This is a genomic window from Tritonibacter sp. SIMBA_163, from assembly GCF_046535935.1.
Taxonomy (GTDB): domain Bacteria; phylum Pseudomonadota; class Alphaproteobacteria; order Rhodobacterales; family Rhodobacteraceae; genus Epibacterium; species Epibacterium scottomollicae.
The window spans coordinates 1-268 of sequence record NZ_JAWJBP010000523.1; the positions used below are offsets into that span (position 1 = coordinate 1).

Genomic DNA, 268 nt, shown 5'->3' on the forward strand with positions numbered 1-268 from the left:
GGCAAATGAAGGACATGCGCCGTCGCTCACGCCTCAAGAAATCGAACCGACATCTACCTGATTGGGATCAGGTCACTTATGTTGATCATGTGGTCCCGGTCGTTTTGGTGATGTATTACACCGGATTCCGCAATGGCGACGTGCTTGGGCTTCGGTGGGAGCATTTTCTGGACGACTTCAAAGTCATTGGCAAGGTGATAGAGAAAATAGCTCACCACGGAAAGGGCAAGATGTATTTCCCTGTCACCGATCCCTGTCAAAGAGTCAT

At 50.0% G+C, this 268-nt stretch carries 1 protein-coding gene; it reads left to right on the forward strand.

Annotation, left to right across the window (positions count from 1 at the left end):
• Positions 1 to 268 (forward strand): hypothetical protein (locus R0J92_RS23375; RefSeq protein WP_411053432.1); only part of this gene is annotated, 268 nt, incomplete at both ends.